General features: G+C 43.2%; 16 protein-coding genes. 3 read left to right on the top strand and 13 right to left on the bottom strand.

The genetic code is table 11. The features are described 5' to 3' along the window. Positions 1 to 248 precede the first annotated feature (248 nt). From HCR01_RS15185 to HCR01_RS15150, 8 genes are all read right to left on the bottom strand, one after another. A complete protein-coding gene (locus HCR01_RS15185; protein WP_162398902.1) occupies positions 249 to 1640 on the bottom strand; it encodes a UDP-glucose dehydrogenase family protein in 1392 nt (463 codons plus the stop codon). A gap of 140 nt (positions 1641 to 1780) precedes the next feature. After that, positions 1781 to 2713 (bottom strand): UDP-glucuronic acid decarboxylase family protein, encoded by a 933-nt coding sequence (locus HCR01_RS15180; RefSeq protein WP_193196983.1) that lies wholly within the window; start codon positions 2711 to 2713, stop codon positions 1781 to 1783. A 388-nt stretch (positions 2714 to 3101) separates the two neighbouring features. After that, complete coding sequence (locus HCR01_RS15175; protein WP_193196982.1) at positions 3102 to 5237, bottom strand: cation:proton antiporter; 2136 nt, start codon at positions 5235 to 5237, stop codon at positions 3102 to 3104. Positions 5238 to 5378: 141 nt separating this feature from the next. Beyond that, the gene (locus HCR01_RS15170; RefSeq protein WP_193196996.1) at positions 5379 to 6035 is read right to left on the bottom strand and encodes an HAS-barrel domain-containing protein; all 657 of its coding nucleotides are present in this window, start codon (positions 6033 to 6035) and stop codon (positions 5379 to 5381) included. Between the two features lie 131 nt (positions 6036 to 6166). Beyond that, positions 6167 to 6364: an NAD(P)H dehydrogenase subunit NdhS gene (locus tag HCR01_RS15165; RefSeq protein WP_191759201.1), complete on the bottom strand. Its 198-nt coding sequence runs from the start codon at positions 6362 to 6364 to the stop codon at positions 6167 to 6169. 185 nt (positions 6365 to 6549) lie between these two features. Then, positions 6550 to 7863, bottom strand: coding sequence for a rod shape-determining protein RodA (gene rodA / locus HCR01_RS15160; protein ID WP_193196981.1), 1314 nt, complete (start codon positions 7861 to 7863; stop codon positions 6550 to 6552). Between the two features lie 68 nt (positions 7864 to 7931). Further along, positions 7932 to 9002 carry an Mrp/NBP35 family ATP-binding protein gene (locus HCR01_RS15155; RefSeq protein ID WP_193196980.1) on the bottom strand — a complete coding sequence of 357 codons (1071 nt, stop codon included), beginning with the start codon at positions 9000 to 9002 and terminating at the stop codon, positions 7932 to 7934. 284 nt (positions 9003 to 9286) lie between these two features. Further along, entirely contained in the window at positions 9287 to 9811 is a 525-nt protein-coding gene (locus HCR01_RS15150; RefSeq protein ID WP_193196979.1) for an SRPBCC family protein, read from the bottom strand. Positions 9812 to 10309: 498 nt separating this feature from the next. Between HCR01_RS15150 and hemF the strand changes: the two genes are divergently transcribed. Next, positions 10310 to 11353 carry an oxygen-dependent coproporphyrinogen oxidase gene (gene hemF / locus HCR01_RS15145; RefSeq protein ID WP_193196978.1) on the top strand — a complete coding sequence of 348 codons (1044 nt, stop codon included), beginning with the start codon at positions 10310 to 10312 and terminating at the stop codon, positions 11351 to 11353. A 453-nt stretch (positions 11354 to 11806) separates the two neighbouring features. Next, on the top strand, positions 11807 to 12175 hold the full coding sequence (locus tag HCR01_RS15140) for an STAS domain-containing protein (RefSeq protein ID WP_162398911.1): 369 nt from the start codon (positions 11807 to 11809) through the stop codon (positions 12173 to 12175). Positions 12176 to 12329: 154 nt separating this feature from the next. Here HCR01_RS15140 and HCR01_RS15135 read toward each other — a convergent pair whose 3' ends face one another. Beyond that, complete coding sequence (locus tag HCR01_RS15135) at positions 12330 to 12926, bottom strand: chromophore lyase CpcT/CpeT (RefSeq protein WP_193196977.1); 597 nt, start codon at positions 12924 to 12926, stop codon at positions 12330 to 12332. 258 nt (positions 12927 to 13184) lie between these two features. Here HCR01_RS15135 and psb29 point away from each other — a divergent pair, with 258 nt between their 5' ends. Further along, entirely contained in the window at positions 13185 to 13889 is a 705-nt protein-coding gene (gene psb29, locus HCR01_RS15130; protein WP_193196976.1) for a photosystem II biogenesis protein Psp29, read from the top strand. A gap of 77 nt (positions 13890 to 13966) precedes the next feature. On the opposite strand, the gene HCR01_RS15125 is transcribed toward psb29, so the two are convergent. The 4 genes from HCR01_RS15125 to HCR01_RS15110 all read right to left on the bottom strand — a co-directional run bounded on the left by HCR01_RS15125 (position 13967) and on the right by HCR01_RS15110 (position 18463). After that, positions 13967 to 14329 (bottom strand): phage holin family protein, encoded by a 363-nt coding sequence (locus HCR01_RS15125; RefSeq protein WP_162398914.1) that lies wholly within the window; start codon positions 14327 to 14329, stop codon positions 13967 to 13969. Positions 14330 to 14558: 229 nt separating this feature from the next. Beyond that, entirely contained in the window at positions 14559 to 15257 is a 699-nt protein-coding gene (locus HCR01_RS15120; protein ID WP_193196975.1) for a biopolymer transporter ExbD, read from the bottom strand. A gap of 57 nt (positions 15258 to 15314) precedes the next feature. Beyond that, entirely contained in the window at positions 15315 to 16052 is a 738-nt protein-coding gene (locus tag HCR01_RS15115; RefSeq protein WP_193196974.1) for a MotA/TolQ/ExbB proton channel family protein, read from the bottom strand. A 257-nt stretch (positions 16053 to 16309) separates the two neighbouring features. Continuing rightward, a complete protein-coding gene (locus HCR01_RS15110) occupies positions 16310 to 18463 on the bottom strand; it encodes an ATP-binding protein (RefSeq protein WP_413773950.1) in 2154 nt (717 codons plus the stop codon). Positions 18464 to 18717: the final 254 nt, after the last annotated feature.

Raw genomic sequence — 18717 nt, 5'->3', positions numbered from 1 at the left:
CTTTCTCGGTCTATATCTTGAGGCAGGTTTTGGTTCATATTTGTGATACTCCCCCTGAAGTGTCCTCTTGTCAATACTCTGCCACCTGAATCCTTACCTTTTTAGAGCCACTTTTACGTCGCAAGAATACCTAACTTTCTGAAAAAACCACAAATAAACACAGATAAATATCGATGGATTAACCATGTTTATCTGTGTAATCTGTGGTTCCGAATTAACCTATATCGAAGCGTGAGATTTAATCGATATTATCTTCCCACGCCTACATATTGGAATCCAGCACGCACCATTGTTTCAGGATCGAGGAAGTTACGTCCGTCGATGATTACGGGATGGCTCATCAATTGGGCCATCTTGACATAATCAAGAGTACTGAACTGTTGCCATTCAGTCACAAGTACTAAAGCATCACAACCATCAGCAAGTCTTTCAGCATCGGTTTCTACTAGCACACCAGAAAGACCATGACGCAGGCCTGTTTGGGAAACAATTGGGTCGTAGGCTTTGACTTTGGCTCCGAGTCGGTTTAATTGTTCAATCAGGTTAAGTGCTGGGGCGTCGCGCAAATCGTCGGTATCAGGCTTGAAGGTCAGACCAAGTAAACCGACTGTTTTACCTTTGAGGATTTTTAGGACTTGCTGGAGTTTTTCTAGAGCAATTAGGCGCTGGCGTTCGTTGACACTAACAGCGGCTTTCATGATCTGGGCTTCATAGCCATAGTCATCAGCAGTATGAATAAGGGCGGCGACATCTTTGGGAAAGCATGAACCACCCCAGCCGATACCAGCTTGTAAAAATTTGTTACCAATCCGGGAGTCCAGACCGATGCCTTTTGCTACTTGAGTGACATCAGCACCGACGCGATCGCAAATATTAGCAACTTCGTTGATAAAACTAATCTTAGTCGCCAAAAAGGCATTAGCAGCGTATTTGATCATTTCCGCCGAGCTGAGGTCTGTTGTCAGAATTGGTACAGCAGGTAAAGATTTATCAGCAGCATACTGACGCTCTACAATTGGGGCATATAGTTCTTGCATTAGAGCGATCGCTCTTTGACTGTTGCCTCCTAGTACAATGCGATCGGGGTTAAAGGTGTCATACACTGCCGAACCTTCACGCAAAAATTCTGGATTGCTGACTACATCAAACTGGGCTGCAATTTCAGGTAATTTTTCATCACTTGATACTCCACCTGCGGGTACTAGGGTTTTCTGACGTTCAGCTATGCCATCCAAGACAATCATCCGCACCCAGTCACCTGAACCAATGGGAACTGTAGATTTATTTACGATTACCTTGTAACCACCATTTAGATTTACCCCAATGCCACGGGCTACAGCTTCGACATAACGGGTATCACTTTCACCAGTGGGCAAAGGTGGTGTTCCCACAGCAATAAACAAGATTTCCCCGTGGGCGACTCCAGCGGCGATATCAGTAGTGAACTCAATCTTCCCAGATTGAATTGCCGACTGCATAATTTCCGAGAGTCCCGGCTCGAAAATTGGGGACTGCCCAGACTTCATTAACTTGACTTTTTCTTCGTTATTGTCTACACAAATTACATCATGCCCGATATGAGCTAAGCAAGCACCTGTAACTAAACCAACGTAACCAGTACCAATTACGCAAACACGCATTTTATTTAACTCCTCGCTTTTTTTGGGGTTAGTTTTCAAAAAGAAGTTGTCAATATTAAACTTACAACTGCCGGGAAACCCAGCTACCAAAGTACAAGCTAAAGATAGGATTTAGCTTGCACGAAAGTTCTAAGCGACGCTCAATCGCTCTTGACGCGATCGCGGAAATCTTCTACTGTCAGTTTTAACCCCTCTTGCAGAGGAATGGTTGGTTCCCAATTTAACAAGGTTTTAGCTTTTGTAATATCGGGACGGCGACGACGTGGATCATCAGAAGGCAGTTGCTCAAACTTAATTTCTGCATCTGGATTCACAAGATTTTGCACTGCCTGCGCCAGTTCTAGAATGGTATATTCATCAGGATTACCCAGATTCACTGGGCCTACGTAGTCACCATTCATCAACCGCATCAGTCCTTCTACTAGGTCAGAAACGTAGCAGAAACTACGGGTTTGTGTACCTTCACCGTATACGGTTAAAGGAATACCCTGCAAAGCTTGAACGATAAAATTGCTCACTACGCGACCATCGTTTTCAAACATCCGAGGGCCGTAGGTATTGAAAATCCTGGCAACCCGAATCTCGACTTTATTTTGTCTGTAGTAGTCAAATGACAAGGTTTCAGCAATTCGTTTGCCTTCGTCGTAACACGAACGCAGCCCAATGGGATTGACGCTACCCCGATAGTCTTCGGTTTGGGGATGAACTTCTGGATCTCCGTACACTTCACTTGTGGAAGCCAATAAAAATCTAGCTTTCACACGCTTGGCTAACCCCAGCATGTTCAGTGTTCCCATCACGTTAGTTTTAACGGTTTTAACTGGGTTGTACTGGTAATGTACTGGAGAAGCAGGACAAGCCAAATGATAAATTTGATCCACTTCTAGCCGAATTGGTTCGGTAATGTCGTGGCGAATAAGTTCAAAGTACGGATGGTTTAGCCATTTAAGGATATTGCGCTTATGACCCGTGTAGAAATTATCCAAGCATATTACTTCATGCCCATCGGTTATTAGTCGGTCGATGAGATGGGAACCAATAAACCCAGCACCGCCCGTCACCAAAATTCTCATAGTTTCCCAGTTACTTACGGATATTTGATTCAGCTATTGCGCTTGTTTTTAGATTACCCAGATCAGATGCAAAAATACAGGACAAAAAGGGCTAACTAAAAGGGATTTTTGGACTTACCAATTTTCCTACGTATGCAATTTTGTTATATTTGTACTAGTTTGCTGAGCAATTCAATTAGCAAAATAACAAACATCTTCTAAAAATTGTCGGTTTTTTACCTAGAATTCATCAAATCTTCAACAAGATAAAGTGTTTTTAGGGGTATCTACGGTAGTTTTTAATTTGATACAACAACCCATAAATAAAAATAGGGGAAATTGAATATTTAATCTTCAAAATTACTCATACAGGTGTGGCTACGAGAAAATACTTAAATACATATCTTTTTTAGATAGCAGATGTAGTACTGGGAACCCCAGCGGGCATAACTACTGTTTGAGTGCGTTGTGGCTCTCCGAGCATGACAATTGAACAGGTGAGTTGGCTAGCCAGTTGAGTTGTGACATCGCTAATGGCTAACCCTCCAGGACTTGTACGATTACGTATAAAAGGTAAAACTACTAAATCATATAATCGCGCTGCCTGCAAAATCGCTTGGGCAACATTTTCATGAGCAATAATTTGAATTTCTGGGGAATTTTGCACAGCTAATTTAGACACCAATAGCGAAAGATGCGATCGCTTGGCAGCAATTTTACTGGAACTAGTGCGGCGATCGCACACATTGAGTACAGTAACTTGAGCTTGATTTGCTTCTGCCAGCATTTGGGCAAATTGCACAGGCTGTAATGGCGGTGCGATTAAATTTTCTACTGGTACTAAAATGCGCTGAATTTTTTTCGGTGATTCCATCAGACGTGTCACCGCCACCGGACAATGGGATGCCCAAAGAACACCATCAATCACATTGCCAAATAAACGCGCTCTCAATCCAGTACGCTTACCCCAACCCATGACAATTAAACTAGCTTTTTGTTCGCGAGCAGCTCTGCTAATTCCTTGAGCAAAGGCATCATCAATCCGTAGCAATGGTTCTACTTCCACACCCAATACTCGGCTCTGTGCCGTGGCTTTTGCCAGTAATCGTTCACTTCGTTGCAGAGACGCTTCTAACTGGGGTGCATCCATGTGAGCAGCAGCGGGAGCGATCGCTAATGGTAAAATTGTGCCATTTGTCTGACGCGCTAATAATGCCGCCATTTCAATCAAATACTGTTGGGTCTGAGGATTATGGATCGGTACGACTATAGTAAAAGCACTGTTTATTTCTTGTGTATTCTGTTCAGGCGATGTTGTTGACGCTGGCTTCTCGGCTGATGGAGAAGTTAAACCAACAGCTATCTGACTAGTAATCAAGGGCCCCAAAATTGATGTAACAAGCATTAAGATAATTACGCTATTTAATACTTCTATTGGAAGCAACTCAGCCCGATATCCTACTAACGTTGCTGCTAACGTTGTGCTAACCTGGGGAACAGACAACGACCACATCGTTAGCATTTCTTGCCAGTTATAGCGGTAAACCAATTTTGTCAAAAAAGCTGCTATAAATTTACTGGCAATCAAACCGACTACAATCAACAGTGTTAACTTAAGTGTGTCTAAGCTGTTCACAAAGCTAGGCAGATTGATCAGCAGACCAAGGTCAACAAAAAAGATGGGGATGAATAGTACACTACCCACAAACACCACCTTTTCTTTAACTAGTCCTTCACCCACTGCTTCATTCACTGCCAAACCCGCTAAAAAGGCACCAACAATTTTGTCTACTCCAATCAATTGAGCGCCCACAGCGGCGAGAAACACAGAAAGCAACACAAACAAAAACTTATTTCCTTCATCGTCTCCAGACCGTCGGAAAAATTCTTTGCCTGCCCAATCAAAACCTACCAAAACAGCAACGGAGTAAATAGTCAACCAACCCGATAAGGTGAGTAGCTTAGCAAAGCTAAATGTCCCAGGCTGAGCGAAGGCTACACAAATGGCTAATATCAGTACTGCGCCAACGTCTGTAAAAATCTTAGCTCCAATTGTGACAGTGACGGCTTCATTGTTTACCACTCCCAGGCGACTGATAATGGGATATGCCAAAAGGGTATAGGAAGTAAATAAAGAGCCAATTAATATTGAAGTATTCCAACCAAAGCCAAATATATGCCCTATTAACGTGCCTACTACCAGGGGTACACTAAAAGTCAAGCTAGCAAACCCGAAGGCACGACTTTTCCGGCGACGGAACTGCTCTATATCAATTTCTAGCCCAGCTACAAACAGTAAATAAACTAATCCAATTTCTGATAGTAGGTTAATCATCGGCGAGTTGGACTCGAAGAGATTCCAGCCTGAAGAACCAAGTACTAGTCCAGAAAAAACTAAACCCACTAATCCTGGTAGTCTTAGCCGCTCAAATAGAATGGGTACGATTAAGATAACAATTAATAAAATAGCAAAGGGAACAATTGGTTCCTTGCCCAGAACTTGGGAAGTTGGTTCCAGAGCAAGAACTTGTAATATCAGTTCCATAAGTAGCAGTTGAAGGGGCTATGTAAAACTGCGATTACCTTTAGAGCGATCGCCTAATTGATATAAATGTAGAAGCTACTCTGACAAAAAATAAAAAAGCCTAATTTACACTACATAGGCAATTGTCGAACAACTAACTATCTATGGGTGGATTTGACTCAAAATGAATCGCAAGCGATCGTAGTCATCTTTGAGCAACACACTCAGAGTACGTCCAGCTTTAATTAGCCATTCTCGATCTGCTTTACGTAACTGGTAAACTTCTCGAATGGCAGCCGCCGTTAAAGACTCTAGTGGCGCACCGTTGATGCAAAGTAATGTCCGCAAAAAATCTAGTTCTTCGGTAAATTTAATGATCGCTTCTGGCTCACACCGATAGACGGCTTGATGAATTTGCGGGGGACGAGGTGGTAGATACTGATACACCCTTTGGTTATAACTCTTAGTATAAGAAAGCTGTTCAAATCCCACGATCGCTGCACGAAATTCCGTTCTGAGCATGGCAAATATCTGGGGTTGTTCCTCGCGTAAATCCTGCAATGACAACCCCAAAGCTCTGGCTCGGTGTACAGAATCTATGGGCATAGTCGTAGCATAATATACTATGCCGTAAACCTGATTGCCCGATTCTTCATCCACAGAACAGACCCAACTACCAAAAGGCGGCATAGAAGGAAAACTTAAGTCTTCCGGTTCCAAACATTGTGCTAGAAATTCGGTAGTAGTAGTCTCGATCACCTCCGCAATGTGGTTAGGGTGGCGATCGCCTCTGTCAAACTGTGGTAAGGGAAGGCGCATATTAGTGCTGTTAGCGGTAGCGGGGCGTTTAGCCCGTGCTGAGGAGCCAGCCGCGTGGGCGGGTTCCCCGACTTGAGCGGACTGGCGTTGCTGAGTTATGAGTGCAGACAACTCATAACTCATAACTAAATCTATTTTGCTTTTTTACGTCCGGCTGTAGTCTCTACAAGTTCCAACTCAGCTAGGCGAAAGGTAATTAATTTATCCCAGTTACCACCTTCAAACAGCACGGCTACCTTGCCATCACTTACCCGTTGCACGAGTCCTTCATAACGATAATAGGTATCTGCGGGATTCTTGACACGAACAGTTGCTCCAGGCAGAATCATGATTTTTAGCCTCGCTTGTTTCCTGTTAATAGCTTAATACTTGTCATTAGCCATTAGTCTTTTATCCTTGGTTCTTATCAAATGACCCTTTGGGTTCGCCAGTTGTTCATGGGGGAAACCCCCATCGCCCTTGGCGTCTCCCCTTGGGAGAAGACCACACTGGCGAACCAATGACTAAGGACGAATTAATAATACTTCTGGCGTTGTCGAAAATTTGCTACCGATTCTACTATTCCTAAAGAAATGAAATTGGTCAGCATGGCTGAACGTCCATAACTCATCCAAGGTAAGGGAATTCCTGCTACTGGTGCTAAACCGACAGTCATGCCAACGTTAATAATTAGCTGAAAAACAATCATGGATAAAACGCCAATAGCCAATAAAGAACCAAAATTGTCTTTGGCTGTTTGAGCGACATGCAGTAGGCGGTAGCAAATTAGGCAGAAGACAAACAGCACAACCAAACAACCAACAAAACCAAATTCTTCGCCCACCGCAGAGAAAATAAAGTCTGTATGCTGTTCAGGTACAAAATTTAGTTGCGTCATTGGGCCTTTGAACAGACCCCACCCCCAAATTTCGCCAGCACCAATAGCGATCCGAGATTGGATTAGGTGATACCCAGCGCCGAGGGGATCGTGATCAGGATTGGTAAATACAGTCAGCCTAGCCTTTTGATACTCTTTCAACACATGGTTCCAGGCAAAAACTCCTAATTCGCCACCCAGAATGTTGAGACTCCAAGCACCGATGGCACCAAAACCAAATCGACGCCAAGGAAGAGTCCGCCAGCCAACAATAGCCATAGCAAATGACCAAGCCAATCCTAATGCTCCAAAAGATAGTTCTTTAAATAAAACTATTGGCTCTGAAAAAGGCCAAGGTATACTGAACAAAATAGCAGCAACCACAGGAGAAATCAGCAGAATTAGCCAACCTGGGTTAGCATTTGCCCAATACAGCATCCCTAAGACGATCGCCCCAAATATCAGTGATGTTGCTAAATCTGGTTGTAAAAATATTAGTGCCCAAGGTATGGCGGTGATTGCCAGAGCGCGGAAAACACTTTCGATACTAGAAGCAGTACGCTTGTGCAACAAAGCTGCTAAGGTGATGATTATTCCAACTTTGGCAAATTCCGAGGGTTGCACGTTGAAGCCAGCAATCGGAATCCAACGCTGTGCCCCTTTAGCGCTAGTGCCAACAAACATCACGGCAAGCAAGCTGAGGTTTGTCAGTGCGTATGTTACCCAATGCCACTGTATTAAGTGTTCATAACGACAGCGAGCTAAAAATAGCGCTATCACCACACCAATACCAGCTACCAACCAGTGCCACCACCAATCAGTTACAGGCTGCTTCAGTTCTGTACTGAGAATCATGACACCGCCAAAGATGCTTAAAACAATTGGCAAACAAAATAGTAGCCAGTCTATGTACTGCCAGGGTTTAATCCAGGACTTCCAGCGATTTTTAGGAAGCGAACGTTTTAACAACATTGTGCGATTTTAGGCTTTAGCTTTATTCCTAGGTTTTGGTCTAGGAATCAGGTAGAAATTAAACCTTATTATGACAGAGCCGCAACTGATACTTTGCCAGCAATGTTGAGAGCGATCGCTGTTAGTGCTTTTGCGGAAGCTGAATCTGGATCGGCAACAACTATTGGCACACCATTGTCACCACCAACTCGCGTAGATATCTCTAGTGGCACGCACCCCAATAGTGGTACTCCTAACTCAATCGCAGTTTTAGAACCACCGCCGGAACCAAAAATGTCATATTGCTTATCGGGCATGTCTGGTGGAATAAAATAGCTCATATTTTCCACAATCCCCAATACTGGTATATTCAACTGCTGGAACATCCGCAATCCCTTACGGGAATCTAACAAGGCTACGGTTTGCGGCGTAGTAACAATTACTGCCCCTGCCATCGGTACTGCTTGCGTTAAAGTTAACTGAGCATCTCCGGTTCCTGGTGGCATATCTACAATCAAATAGTCCAGTTCACCCCATTGCACCTGATAAAGAAACTGGCGGATTACTCCGTTGAGCATTGGCCCCCGCCAAATCACTGGCTGATCTCGGTCAATCAAAAAGCCCATTGAAACTAATTTAACGCCATGATTAAAAGCAGGTTCCAGGATTTCACCTTTTTCAGTTGAGCGCACGGTAATTTGAGCATCAGCCAGACCGAGCATTGTGGGGTCATTGGGCCCGTAAATATCAGCATCTAGCAAGCCGACTTTCGCGCCTGTTTGCGCTAAAGCCACTGCGACATTTACCGCCACTGTACTTTTACCAACACCGCCTTTACCGCTGGAAACAGCAATAATATTTTTGACTCCAGTAACTCCAGTACGATCTGGCAAGCTCTTTTGCTGCGGTGTTTCTGCTGTCACCTCTACACTCACATCTGTAACGCCTGGTAGCTTTTTAACAGCTTTTTGACAATCTTCAACGATAAATTCACGTAAAGGACAAGCGGGAGTGGTCAACACCAAAGTGAAGCTAACTTTGCCACCATCAATTTTGACGTTGCGAATCATATTCAGTTCCACCAGACTCTTGCGGAGTTCTGGGTCTTGCACTGGTTGCAAAACTTCTAAGACAGAGCGCGAATCGAGGACATCGTACATAAAACAATTCAAAATTAATAATTCAAAATGAAGAAATAAAATTGTCGTGTGCGTCCTGGCTATAGACCAGATACAAATTAGAGCAAGGGCAGTTTAGTATTTTCACTGTTACTGCCTTAACCGAACTTAACGAATTTTCATTATTACCTACTAGAATCTTACTTTCTTTAGGCAATGGAGATTGAGAATTCAGAGATTAGGTATTGGTGAGCAGAGGGATCTGGGGGAAGATAAAGTAATTGTTTTTTCCTTGTCCTCAATTCCCAGTCCCCAGCGCCCATCACCTAAAAATCAAAACAACTGTCATTAAGAGATTTTTTCTTACTTGATACCGCTGGTAACGCTGTCTTTTCTACTGCTTCAACTAAAGAACGGGCGACGCGATCGGCATATGGACGAGATAATGACCAAATCAGGGGCGATAACCAACCACGTAGCGTTACAGAATAAGACAAACAAGTACCACAGACAGTTGATTCTACTTGGTAAGTTACCCGTTCCTCAACGCCTGGTATCGCCAGTACTCGAATACTCAACATCTCTCTGGGATTAACACGCTCCACGAAAATCCTGATGGGAATAGGTGAAAAGCGTGTTACCGCTTGAAAAATCAATCCCGGCTTGGGTACTAAACCGTAGGGGACGTTAGTACTCTTGAGTTGTGGATGCCAAGAAACATCTGTTAAATCAACCACTTTTTGCCACAGTTCATCTACAGAAGCAGAACTAATCTCTTGATAAGTTCGTACCAGAGAAGCGCAAAACCGACGACGTTTGCGGTGGATGAATTTGGATAACCAACCTCGCATTTTCCTAATCCTCCTCGCTAGACACTTTCTGGTCACTCTGGTATGGTGGGTAACTGTGGTAATCAGCCCCTAAATTAAAACTTTCTCAAAATAGTCATGAACGTAGCAAGTCCCTATTTGCTACAAACACCAACACGATCGCATGGCGACTAGTGCAAGAATCACCATTATCGGTACTATACAGAAGTGTAGTTCACATCAGTTCCAACCTTGAAACATCAAGGTCGAGAGTGCTGATAGACTAATTGGCCACAGTCTGATGTTGATAGCAGAATGTTCCAATCAAGTCAAAAAAAAACTCAGTCAATATACAAGCCTATACGCATTTGAGGGAAAATAACTTTAGTCGTGCCCATCAATCGTGTAAATACTTGACCAGTAAGAAAAAAGCAGGTTGGGCAAATTGAGCTTGATTATAGATGGGTACGTGTTACCCCCCAAATTTTAAGATGAGAAATTTGTGGCTTTTTGGAAATTGTAATTTAGGTTCGGGAATCTATGTTGACCAACTCACAAACGCCAACTGTAGAAGCAGCATCATCCAAATCTTTGCCGCCAGCTGATGCTCAGATTAGAGTCCATCAGTTTATGAAGCAGTTACAAGACGAAATTAGTCAAGGGCTGGAAAAGCTGGATGGTGTGGGCAAGTTTCTCGAAGATAGTTGGGAACGCCCAGAAGGAGGTGGAGGGCGATCGCGCGTGCTACGTGATGGTGCAATATTTGAACAAGCGGGTGTAAATTTTTCTGAAGTTTGGGGTTCTCATTTGCCACCCTCAATTTTAGCCCAACGCCCTGAAGCAGAAGGACACAGCTTTTATGCTACTGGCACTTCGATGGTGTTACATCCTCATAATCCTTACGTGCCTACAGTCCATTTGAATTATCGCTATTTTGAAGCAGGCCCAGTGTGGTGGTTTGGTGGCGGTCTTGACTTGACACCCTATTACCCATTTGCCGAAGATGCAGCACATTTGCATAAAACATTAAAACAGGCTTGTGACCAACACCACCCAGAATATTACCCAGTGTTTAAGCGCTGGTGCGACGAATATTTCTATCTCAAGCATCGCGACGAAACACGGGGTGTCGGTGGTCTGTTTTTTGATTACCAAGATGGCCAGGATGCTTTATATCGCGGCCCCAATCCAAATGGAGAAGCTGCTACTTATAGCAACCAGGTAGGAACGCCAGCCTCACGTAATTGGGAAGATTTGTTTGCCTTTGTGCAAGACTGTGGCAGAGCATTTTTACCAGCCTACGTACCAATTGTAGAACGGCGACATGGGATAGAATATGGCGATCGCCAACGGAATTTTCAACTATACCGTCGGGGACGGTATGTAGAATTTAATTTGGTTTATGACCGAGGGACTATTTTTGGTCTGCAAACCAATGGACGTACAGAATCAATTCTCATGTCTCTACCGCCATTAGTGCGCTGGGAATACGGCTATCAGCCAGAACCAAATTCCCCGGAAGCCGAATTGTACGAAACCTTCTTGAAACCACAAGATTGGATAAACTGGACACCAAATCAATAGTGCTGAAGCGCGGTAGTGGGGCTTTTAGCCCGTGCTGAAGTGCTGTTAGCCTAGCAGGGCGTAGCCAGTGCTGGGTTGAAAACGTCAAAGAACAAAACACAGAAAAAGAACGAAAGTTTCATTGGTTGCAACTTTATGCTCAGTAATGCCAGTTGCTTCAATTTTGGAGGCCTATCCACGGCGCTGGCTTCTCAGCACTGTTTTAGTGAGTTAAACTACTAGATGTAAGCACTTAGAACAAAATGGTGACAATTTTAGCTATAGCTTGTTAATCTCAAGTTACAGCATTAAATAATCCTGTAATTGGTGAGCTAACTAATTTACTAGCTCACTGGAACTTATTCCAGTGAGGAGAAATAAAGATTTATCGCAAAGTAAATCTTTTAGCGCACCAGTTCAGATTTAAATTCAGGAGTAGCTAATCTTGAAAGGAGTGCCACGGAGGGGGCTTCAGTGATTCAGATAGACCAAAAAACTTATACAACCCAAGACGGCAATACCGTTATTGTCTTAACACCAGCAGGTCGCTTAGACATTACCACTGCTTGGCAATTTCGTCTGAAGTTACAGGAGTGTATTTCCAAACTCAGTCGCCATGTAGTTGTGAATCTCGGTCAGGTAAATTTTATTGATAGTTCTGGCCTCACGTCTTTGGTAGCTGGAATGCGTGATGCTGATAAAGTTAAGGGCAGTTTCCGCATCTGCAATGTACATCCAGAAGCCAAACTTGTGTTTGAAGTCACAATGATGGATACAGTCTTTGAAATTTTTGAAACAGAGGAGGAAGCTTTAGAAGGTGTACCTCGTAGCATTGCTAGTTAAGAAAGTGCTGAGTCACCGAGTTTCTGGCCGACTACCGAACTTCTGATAGGAAGAAGCCTCTGCTCAGAGTTCTCCCTGAGTTGTGAGTTGAAGAAAGGGACAGAATCAAAAAGGCAGAGAAAATTCTCTAACTTAACTAAATCCATCTCAGCACTCAGTACTGCCCTCGTTTGGTGTAGCGATAAGGGCCTAAAATCGCTCCCCAAGTTGCTTTTCCACTTGCTGGATCAATTCCTTTATCGTAGCTATAAAATTCTACCGCAGTGGCTTCAAACCCTAAAGAAACTTGCACGCTATTGCCAAGATAAGTAAAACTGCAACAAGTGTCTGGTAGCTGGGTAGCTGCAAACTTATAGCTGTTGGGGGCTGTTGTTTCTTGGTTGACTGTGAGAATGCAGCCTGGTAATAAGTCTAATTGATCGGGTGTCAGTGTATTGAGTAAATCGGGGTTATGACCTGCGCCTTTGAACGCACCTGGATCTTGAAGCATATAGTACTGCACTTGTAGAGGTGCATCTAAGTCGCTTCCATGCTGCAACCGGATGATTCGCTGGCGGTAAGGTTGCTCTAAGTTGACAATGTTCGCTTGTTCAGCAAACAAGGTAATACTATCTTCTGAGAACAGATTAACTGGTCTTTGCCACAGACGTAAGTGGACGTACCAAATAGGTTCTGCTATGGCTTGTTCCCGATTATCAAATTCACCAGCTAGGTACTCACCGAGGGCAATTAACTGTGGCGAGAAGCTCATAGATATCATGCATTAATTGTTAAGTATTATATTTTTTTGCGAGTTTTTCAAGAAACAGGGTTGTCACCCCTTGTGGCTGCCCACTTTTAAACCACTTTCAGTTTGTCTATATTGTAAGTCAACTGACTGCTACACCCACAAAAAACGGGGTTTCTTTCCAAAAGTAAAGTGATGAACGCGTAACCAGCAGAAACCTAAACTTGGCAAAGTAGCCTTTAAGCGAGAAAATAAAGATACGTCGCCCTTAACATTTTCTTTGTGAATAACGTCCGTACTGTCTCTGATACAAAGCGAACTTTCTACAATCTTCACACCCGTCCGATTAACACTATTTATCGTCGGGTAGTAGAAGAGTTGATGGTGGAAATGCATCTGCTGTCAGTAAATGTCGATTTTAGCTACAATCCAATTTATGCCTTGGGCGTCGTCACGACTTTTGACCGCTTCATGCAAGGCTATCAACCAGAACGGGATCAAGAATCAATTTTTAACGCCCTATGTCAGGCTGTAGAACAAGATCCGCAACGCTATCGACAAGATGCGGAAAGATTGCAAGCTATAGGGAAAATGCCAGTTAAAGATTTAATTGCGTGGCTGAGCCAAACGGCTCATTTGGATCGAGATGCTGACTTGCAAGGACACCTGCAAGCGATCGCTAACAATCCTAACTTTAAATACAGCCGCTTGTTTGCGATTGGCTTATTCTCGTTATTGGAAAACTCAGATCCCGAATTAGTCAAAGACGAGAAGCAACGTACTGAAGCACTCAAAGCGATCGCGACTGGCTTAAACTTGTCTGATGACAAACTCAACAAGGATTTGGAACTATACCGCTCTAACCTTGATAAGATGGCACAGGCATTAATAGTGATGGCAGATATGATGTCCGCTGAGCGTAAAAAACGTGAGCAACGCAAACAGCAATCAACTACGCCGGTTGCTCCTCCAACTTCTAACGAATAGTTAAAAGTGGTCAATAGTCGATAGTCAAGAATACTTAACACTCTTGACTTTAGACTATGGACTTTTGACTTTAATGTTTAGACACCCAATAATCTGTAGATTAGGCTGTTAATTAGAGTCAGTGCAAATGCCCCAAGCACAGCGCTCCAAATACCAAAACGTAAGCGAAAGCCATCCACTAACCAAGCGGCAATACTAAAACAAACAACGGCAATGATAAATGTGAAAAAGCCGGATAGTAAGTCAAACGTTAGAAAAGTTGGTACTGCAAATACGAGGCGTAAAATAGGTCTAACTACTGCCGTCACGATACCGAGAATTGCTGCGGAAAAGAAAGCTTTAGCCGGAGTGTCAATTTCAACTCCCAAAGGCAACTTACTAATGACCAACAAGCTGATAGCTGTTACTACCCAAACAATTAAAAGCGTTACAATATTCATGCCACAATTCCTGAAACGTGAATGGTGAATAGCTAAAAATTACTCGGTCTATCGGTGGAAAAATCTTGAAAGTCTCGACCAATTATTAGTAAATTAGCAGCAAATCTTTTGCTAATCGGAATTTATTTTGTATATCTTTAGGATTATAAAAAGCTGAAAGTAGGGAAATGAGAGGGACAAGGTACAATTTTTTCTCCATATCTTGCCCCTCTTGCTCATTTTCCCCCGCTCATCTTTTAGGAGTAGGCTGGGTTTCTTTGGGTGCTACAGGCGCTTGAGGCGCTGGTGAATTGGGAATAAGGGGAGAAACGCCAGGATTGAGATTTTGCCTGGGTGAAGGTTGTCCAGTTATCGTTGGGAAAGGTACTTGATTAGGCGTTAAGGGCAAGTTAGGGTTAAAATTGCCTTGAGGGTTGATGCCTGGAACTGGCACACTGTTGGGCGCTGGTGTAGCACCAGGATCGATGGGGAAAGAGGGAATAGGAGGCTGGTTTAGGAAATTATTGGCAGACGGAGCGGGAATGATTCCCAAAGACACGCGATCGCCCCCTACCTGCCGCAGCAAATCTAATGTTTCAATGACATCGTTATAAGTTGAAGTTCGGGAAGCATTCAGCACGACAACGCCATTAGGATTCTCTTGGAGATACTGCTTTAATCTCTGTGCCAATTCTTCTCTTCTTACAGGTTGTTTTTCTATGTAAGTATTGCCAAGGGCATCAATAGTCACAATTTGACTTCCACCCTGCGAAGTTACACCAGACACCGTACTTGTGCTGGCTTTGGGCAAATCAACATTAATTGCCTGTTGTCGGGTAAATTGCAAAGCTGCCAACAAAAAAAACGTCAGGATACAAAAAACTACATCAATTAAGGGAATGATTTGAATTTGGGCTTCTTCAATTGGAGTATGTAGATTAACTTTCATCTTCTAACTCTAAAATCTGGTTCGAGGTTGAATTATCGACTATTGCTCAGCATCTAATTATTCAGGTAAATTTGGGGGTTCAGGAGGTTCAGAAAATCTATTTTTTCCTTGCTTACGAGGTGGAGTAAAATTTTCTCGTGGAGATTCCCGCACAATTGCTGATGTATTACTAAAGTCAGGCGGAGATTGGCGATAGAGCAACTCCATTTCATTTCCCGCTCTGCGAAAAACTTTAACTTGGTTGACTACAAAACTTTGAAACAGGCGGTAAAATACCAAACTAATGATGGCAACTATTAGCCCTGTTGCCGTACTAATTAAAGATTCACCAATACCAGTAGTTACGCCAGCAGTAGATTCAGTTCCTAAATCACCAATCCGAATTGAGCGCAAAGACTGGATCAAACCCAACACTGTACCCAACAATCCTAACAGCGGTGCAAGAGCAATCACAGCTTCTAAAAGTTTTTCCCCTCGCCGCATACCTGCCAATTCGTCTTCTGCCGAAGACTCCAAAGCTAGTCGAAAGGTTTCTGCATTGCTTTTTGGTAAACTTAGGGGTGCATATAAAAACCGCCCGACAGGCTGATCTGTTGCTCGCTTAGCAATTTCTCCAGCTACTTCCCAATTATCACGAGCTGCATCTAGGACGCGATCAACTATTTCCTTTTCTTGAGTTAAAATTCGCAACCAGAACCATAGACGCTCAAAAATCACACTTAAAGACAGAATTGACAGAACCAACAGAGGCCACATCGCTGGCCCACCCTTATAAAACAAATCTAAAATATCCACTGTTGTAAGTCTCCTCCCTCCATGATTAGAACAAATGTGCAAAGGCATTTTAATTCTAGAGATTAATGCAAAATGAGGGACTTCCAAAAAATAAATTTTCTGAAAAATTCAAAATATCATGTGAACTGTATGTTGATGCTTAGCAAACTAGACGCCATAATCCCAAGAACCGAAAGTTAGTTTAGCTGTGTCAGTGTAAATAAAGAACCTTAATTAAAACGCTGTAAGTCCCTTATTGCAACCGTTATAGATTCCACTTAAATTGCTGTGCCAACTTGTTGCCGAATAGGCACTTGAATTATAAACTCAGTTCCTTGACCTATGGTAGAAAAACACTCCAACTTGCCGCCATGTTTTTCGGTGATGATTTGATAGCTAATCGCCATACCCATGCCTGTGCCTTTGCCTACAGGTTTGGTGGTGAAAAACGGATCGAAAATACGGTTTTTTATCTGTTGTGGCATTCCCCCTGCATTATCAGCGATCGCAATTTCTACCCACTGCGAATCGCTAACTGAGGTACGGATGGTAATCTGACTGGAATTTTCCTCTATCTCCTGATAGCTGCGATTGGCATCTACTTCTTCTAGAGCATCGATCGCATTTACCAAAATATTCATCAAAACTTGATTGAGTTGTCCAGGATAGCATTCTACTTCGGGCAAGTTGCCATAGTCACGAATCACTTTAATTGCTGGACATTCTGGTTTGTCTTTGAGACGATGTTGCAAAATCAACAGCGTACTTTCAATTCCTTCATGAATGTCAACTGCTTTGAATTCCGCCTCATCTATGCGAGAAAAGTTCCGCAGTGATAGCACAATGTTACGAATTCGGTCAGTTCCCATTTTCATGGAAGATAACATCTTCTGTAAATCTTCGATTAGGAACTCCAGATCGATTTCGTTAGCTAGTGCTTGCACTTCTGGGTCATTGCTAGGATGGCGTTGTTGATAAAGCTGGATCATCCGTAGCAAATCGTGAGTGTATTCAGCTAGGTGAGTAATATTGCCGTGGATAAAGTTGACCGGGTTGTTGATTTCATGTGCTACACCTGCTACCAATTGACCCAAACTAGACATTTTTTCACTTTGAACCACTTGTGCTTGAGTGCGCTGCAATTCACTTAGAGCGGTTTTGAGTTCTGCTGTGCGTTCTTCTACCCTATCTTCTAACTCTGCCTTACTGTTTTCTAAGGCGGTAAAGAATTCGCGTAGTTGCCGTGCCATGTGATTAAAAGATTGGGCAAGTATATTTAGTTCCTGGATATTTCTGATATCTAAAGTCTGATCTAAATTACCGGAAGCCATTGCCTTACTTGCCCGGTTCATTTGCAGAATCGGCTGTGTAATCAAGTGGGAGGTAAAATAGCCCATGAGGGTTGCTACAGCCAATGCTCCTAGGCAAAGCAGAATGGTAGTGCGGCTGTTGGCGTTGATTTGTGCCATGAAGGCGTGTTCCGGCACACTAACCACTACTAGCCAATCCAGTCCATATTGATCACGCCAGGGGGTAACATTGACAAAAATCGTTTCTCCTTGCCAATTGAGATGCAATTTTTGAGGTTCAGCAATGGACTCAAAGCCGTTGAAAGTTTGCTGAATCTGTTTGGCAATGGACTGAACTGAAGGATCAGGGCTGTCGGCGGCTTTGACTCGCAGAATATCTTCCTTGACTAGAGTAAAGGGTTGCTGCGTACTAGATGCTATCAACATCCCATTCCGCTCTAGAATGAAAACCTGTCCAGAGCGGCTGACATCCAAACGCCGTAAAAACTCGCTCAGTTTCAAGAGATGGATATCTACGCCAACCATTCCTAGCAGACGATTTTGCGCGTCATATATGGGGCGACCCGCAGAGGCAGAAATGTATGGATGATTTGGTAAATAATAGGTGTAGATTCGTGACCAAATGGGTTTACCTGCTTTTATAGGTTCCGTATACCAGGTTTCCTTGAAGTTGTCCCAATCCAAAATATCAAGCACACGAGTGCGATCGCCTTGGTCATTTGTGGCGTAGTTGTAGAAATTTTTCGGAGGCTTGGCAACCCAATCATCAATCGTGACGGTTTTACCATCGTAACGAGCAGCTCCTATTCCTTCGCCTGTGGTTAGTCCGATGCCGATGTAGGTCAGGTCATAGGTCTGCATTTGTTTCCAGAAATACTTGCCGATGGTTTTGCGATCGCGTACATTCAATAATCCCATCTGAATGGCATCAGCATTAATCTGGTTCACCTTGTGGGGAATAGATAAATAGGAATTTAGATGCAGGTCTACCATATTGCTGGTTCGAGCCATCAACTGGTCTGCTAAGTCATTTACGGCTTTCTGTCCATTCTTAAATGACAAGTAGCCGACCAAACCCACTGCGCCAAATATTTGCAAGACAAATGGAACAATGAGAACCATTTGTAGTGGGATTTTAAATATACCGGAGTAACGCCTCTTCATCGGTAGTTCAATTTTTATCTTGCATCAGTGCTTTGCCTTTCTAAAAGCGGGTCACTTTATACTAGAAAGACAAAACTTTATATGCCTAGGATTCCCAGAGAACATAAATAATCAACATTTATGCTAGATATCTGCTGGATAACTTATTTGTTCTCAAGAAATTACTAGACTTATATACAGAATTACAAGGTAAGTATTTGGTAGTAGAGTCT

It is taken from the genome of Nostoc sp. MG11, assembly GCF_014904695.1.
GTDB lineage: Bacteria > Cyanobacteriota > Cyanobacteriia > Cyanobacteriales > Nostocaceae > Komarekiella.
This window is presented reverse-complemented; position numbering and strand designations above follow the sequence as displayed.